The following is a 4,476-nucleotide window of genomic DNA, read 5'->3' as shown; positions in this document are numbered from 1 at the left end:
GCATGATGATCGACTTCGTCGTCGTCAATGAGCAGGCCTCGTCCTATGTGCAGGACCTGCAGCGCGCGGTGGAGACGCTGTGCGAGAACAGCCGCCTGCGCGGCCGCGAGCTTGGGCCGCGCCAGCACATTTTCGCGGTGCGCCGCGACCTGATGGACGAGCCGACCTACAAGACCTTGCTGTCGGTCGCGCGGGTGGTTCTTCACACCCGCAACGGCACGATCTTCGATCAGCTCGAACGCGCCGAGACCGCGGCGCTGCAGGCTCGCGATGCCTTGCTGCAGGCCGAGGGCGGCTCGCCGCGCGAACCCAGCCCGCCGCTGCCTTTGCCGGTGCCGGCAAGCCAGGCTGGAGCCGACATCGCCGCCGACGGCCGAGGCCTCAGCCTCTGGAACGGCTATGGCGGATTCGACGGCGACGGCCGCCACTATGTCACGCGGCTGACCGGAAGGCGCTCGACGCCTCAGCCCTGGATCAACGTCATCTCCAATGCCTCCTTCGGCTTCCACGTCTCGGCCGAAGGCGCCGGCTTCACCTGGAGCCGCAACAGCCGCGACTACCAGCTGACGCCGTGGTCGAACGATCCGGTGTCGAACCGGCCGGGCGAGGGCTTCTATGTCTTCGACCACGCCAGCGGCAAGGCTTTCTCGCCGATGGCGGCGACGGTCCGCGATCCGTCGATGACCTACGAGACCTGGCACGGCCAGGGCTTCACGACCTTCCGCTCCAAGCGCGGCCCGTTGTCGATGGACCTGACGCAGGTAGTGGATCCCGTCGATCCGGTGAAGATCAGCCGGTTGCGCATCCAGAATTCCGGATCCGTGCCGGCGCGACTGCGCGTCTATGCCTATGCCGAATGGGTACTGGGCGGCCATCGCTCGCGCACGGCGGCGACCATCGTGCCCGCGCGGGACACGGCAACAGGGGCCATGCTGGCGCAGAACCCCTACGGCCTCGACTTCGGCGAGCGCGTCGCCTTCCTGGGAGCAAGCCATCCGATCCATTCGGTGACCGCCGACCGCTCCGAATTCATCGGCAGGCACGGCACGACCGAATATCCCCAGGCCGTGCTGGGCGGGCTCGCGCTCTCCGGTCGCATCGAGGCGGGCGACGACCCTTGCGCGGTCGTCGCCAGCGACATCGACATCCCCGCCGGCGGCGACGTCACGCTGTCCTGGCTGCTTGGCGACGCGGCCACGGCCGCTGAGGCAAGCGCGCTGGTGCAGACCCATCGCGGCAAGGATTTCGACCAGCGCCTGGCCGACAATGAAAAGGCCTGGCGCGGCTTCCTCGACACCATCCAGGTCGAGACGCCGGATGAGGCGATGAACGCCATGGTCAACCACTGGCTGCCCTACCAGAGCCTGACTTGCCGCATCCGCGCGCGCTCGGCCTTCTACCAGGCCAGCGGCGCTTTCGGCTTCCGCGACCAGTTGCAGGACACGCTCGCCCTTCTGGCGCACGATCCGAAGCTGGCGCGCGACCAGATCCTCAATGCGGCGCGCCGGCAGTTCCCGGAAGGCGACGTGCAGCACTGGTGGCTGCCGCGCACCGATGCCGGCGTGCGCACCATGATCTCGGACGACGTCGTCTGGCTGGCGCATGCGACGGCGCGCTACATCGAGGTGACAGGCGACGCCGCGATCCTCAAGGAGCAGTTGCCCTTCATCGACGGGCAGCAGCTCGGCGAAGGCGAGCATGACGCCTTCTTCACGCCCGAGATCACCAAGAACACCGCTTCGCTCTATGATCATTGCGCGCGGGCGCTCGATCTTGCGATCAAGCGCAGCAGCCCCGCCGGCCTGCCGCTCATCCTCGGCGGCGACTGGAACGACGGCATGAACCGTGTCGGCGAGGGCGGCAAGGGCGAGAGCGTATGGTTGGGCTGGTTCCTCCTGAAGACGCTCACCGACTTTGCCCCTGTCGCCAAGGGGCAGGGCGACACCAAGCGGGCGCAGACCTGGTTGAAGCACGCGGACGTGCTGAAGCGGGCCCTGGAAAGCACCGCCTGGGACGGCCAATGGTACCGGCGCGGCAGTTTCGACGACGGCACGCCGCTCGGCTCGCACAATTCGGACGAGTGCAAGATAGACTCCATCGCACAGTCCTGGAGCGTGCTGTCGGGCGAGGGCGATCCGGCCCGCTCGACGACGGCCATGGAGCAGGCGATTGAGATGCTCGTCGATGACGAACTCAAGATCGTCAAGCTGTTCACGCCGCCCTTCTCGAAGAGCGAGCACGACCCCGGCTACATCAAGAGCTACCCGCCGGGCGTGCGTGAGAATGGCGGCCAGTACACCCATGCCGCCACCTGGTTCGTGATCGCGCTGGCCGAAATGGGCCGCACCGACGAAGCCTATCGCTGCTTCTCGATGCTGAACCCGGTCAACCACGCCTCGGACGAGGCGGCGGCCGAGCATTACCGCGTCGAGCCTTATGTCGTGGCCGCCGACATCTATTCCGGCGAAGGCAAGGGCGGCCGCGGCGGCTGGACCTGGTACACGGGCTCGGCCGGGTGGCTTTACCGCGCAGCGGTGGACGGCATCCTCGGCATCGAACGGCGCGGCAAGGAGATCACGTTTAGGCCGAAGCTGCCCGCACACTGGGACGGCTACGCCGCGACGCTCAAGATGTTCGGCGGTGAAATCAAGCTTCGTGTCATCCGCGACAAAAAGACCAAGTCGATCTCGCTAGAAGTCGACGGTTCGAAGAAAAAATCGGCCTCTTTCGAGCCGAAAGCCGGCGACAAGGCTGAGGTGGTCGTCAGGATACCTGCGTAAAATCAAAGGCTTGGCTTGTCGGCCGCGCATCCTACGGGGTGCGCGGCCGATCGCCGCTTTTTACTTGGCGCCGCACCCCGCGCGATCGCGCGCCTTCCTTTAGGGCAGGCTAGCAAGCAGGCTGTGATTAAAAATGTGGCAGCGGGGAGGAAGTGCCACTATTTTGCCGCAAGGCTGACATTTCACCTTTTATCTCAAACCGTTAGGTGATCACGTCAGATTTCGTACCGTCGTCATCTTTTGTTCGCTAAATGGGAACGGAAGGGATAGACGACGCATTGTTTCGCGACACATTTACCGTTACGTGTCACAAAATGGTGCGGTGCACAATTCGGGCATTGAGCACAAACAAGAGTTTGGCGGAGTAGCTGAAGTGTCACTTCTGCAGATCTACTTTAGAGCGCTGGGTTATCTGGCGGCCGACAAGAAGCGCGTCGCGCTGATTTGCGGCGCCAACGTCGCGCTCGCGGCGATCGCGATCCTTGAGCCGATCCTGCTGGGTAGGGTGATCGGAGCCATCTCCGAGAAAGGCCCTGTGTTTTCGACGCTCGCCGTGTGGGCCGCGCTTGGTGCTTTCAACGTCATTGCCTTCGTGCTGGTGGCCCGCGGCGCCGACCGGTTCGCCCATGCCCGCCGCTCGGACGTGCTGTGCCAGTCCTTCGAGCGCGTGATCACCATGCCGCTTGCCTGGCATCACCAGCGCGGCACGTCCAACTCGCTGCACACGCTGCTGCGCGCCGTCGAGACCCTGTTCAGCCTGTGGCTCGAATTCATGCGCGTGCATTTGTCGACGGCCATCGCGCTGGTGCTGTTGGTGCCGACCGCGCTTGCCATGGATATCCGCATGTCCGTCGTGCTGCTCGGCCTCGGCATTCTCTATGTCGGCATCGGCCGTATCGTCATGCGCCGCACCAAGGCGGGGCAGACTGCGGTCGAGCGCCACTACCACACCGTCTTTGCCCATGTCTCCGACAGCGTCAGCAATGTCGCCGTGCTGCAGAGCTACAACCGCATCGGCCACGAGACCGCGACGCTGAAGCGTTACGTCAAGGACCTGCTCGACGCGCAGAACCCTGTGCTCGACTGGTGGGCGATCGCCAATGCGCTGAACCGCCTGTCGTCGACCATCTCGATGATGATCGTGCTGTCGATCGGCGCCTATCTCGTCACCCGCGGCCAGCTCCGCGTCGGCGATGTCGTCGCCTTCACCGGCTTTGCCGGGATGCTGATCGCCCGTCTTGACCAGATGTCGGCTTTCACCACCCAGATTTCCGAGGCCCGCGCCAAGCTCGAGGATTTCTACCGCCTTGAGGACTCGGCTGCCGAGACCATTGAGCCGGATGGCCTGCGCGAACTCACCAACGTCACCGGCCATGTGCGCTTCGAGGACGTCAGCTTCGAGTTCGCCAATTCGGGCCATGGCATCGAGGACGTCTCGTTCGAGGTCCAGGCTGGCCAGACGGTCGCCATTGTCGGCCCGACCGGCGCCGGCAAGACGACGCTGATCAATCTGTTGCAGCGGGTCTTCACGCCGTCCAGCGGTCGTATCCTGATCGACGGCATCGACACCAGGACCGTGACCCGGAAGTCGCTGCGCCACTCGATCGCCACTGTCTTCCAGGACGCCGGCCTGCTCAACCGCTCAATCGAGGACAATATCCGCGTCGGCCGCGCCGATGCGAGCAATGACGAAGTG

Annotated in this window: 1 protein-coding gene and 1 pseudogene; both read left to right on the top strand. The window is 64.9% G+C overall.

From position 1 onward, the window contains the following. Positions 1-2,780, top strand: a pseudogene (locus EOA28_RS26060) (protein ndvB); the annotation flags it as partial. Between the two features lie 373 nt (positions 2,781-3,153). After that, the coding region (locus tag EOA28_RS26055; RefSeq protein WP_128315433.1) for a glucan export ABC transporter ATP-binding protein at positions 3,154-4,476 on the top strand (1,323 nt) is incomplete at its 3' end.

Source organism: Mesorhizobium sp. M2A.F.Ca.ET.067.02.1.1 (assembly GCF_004023285.1).
In the GTDB taxonomy this organism is placed as follows: Bacteria; Pseudomonadota; Alphaproteobacteria; order Rhizobiales; family Rhizobiaceae; genus Mesorhizobium.
The sequence above is the reverse complement of the archived record's forward strand: the minus strand, read 5'-3'. Positions and strand labels throughout refer to the sequence as shown.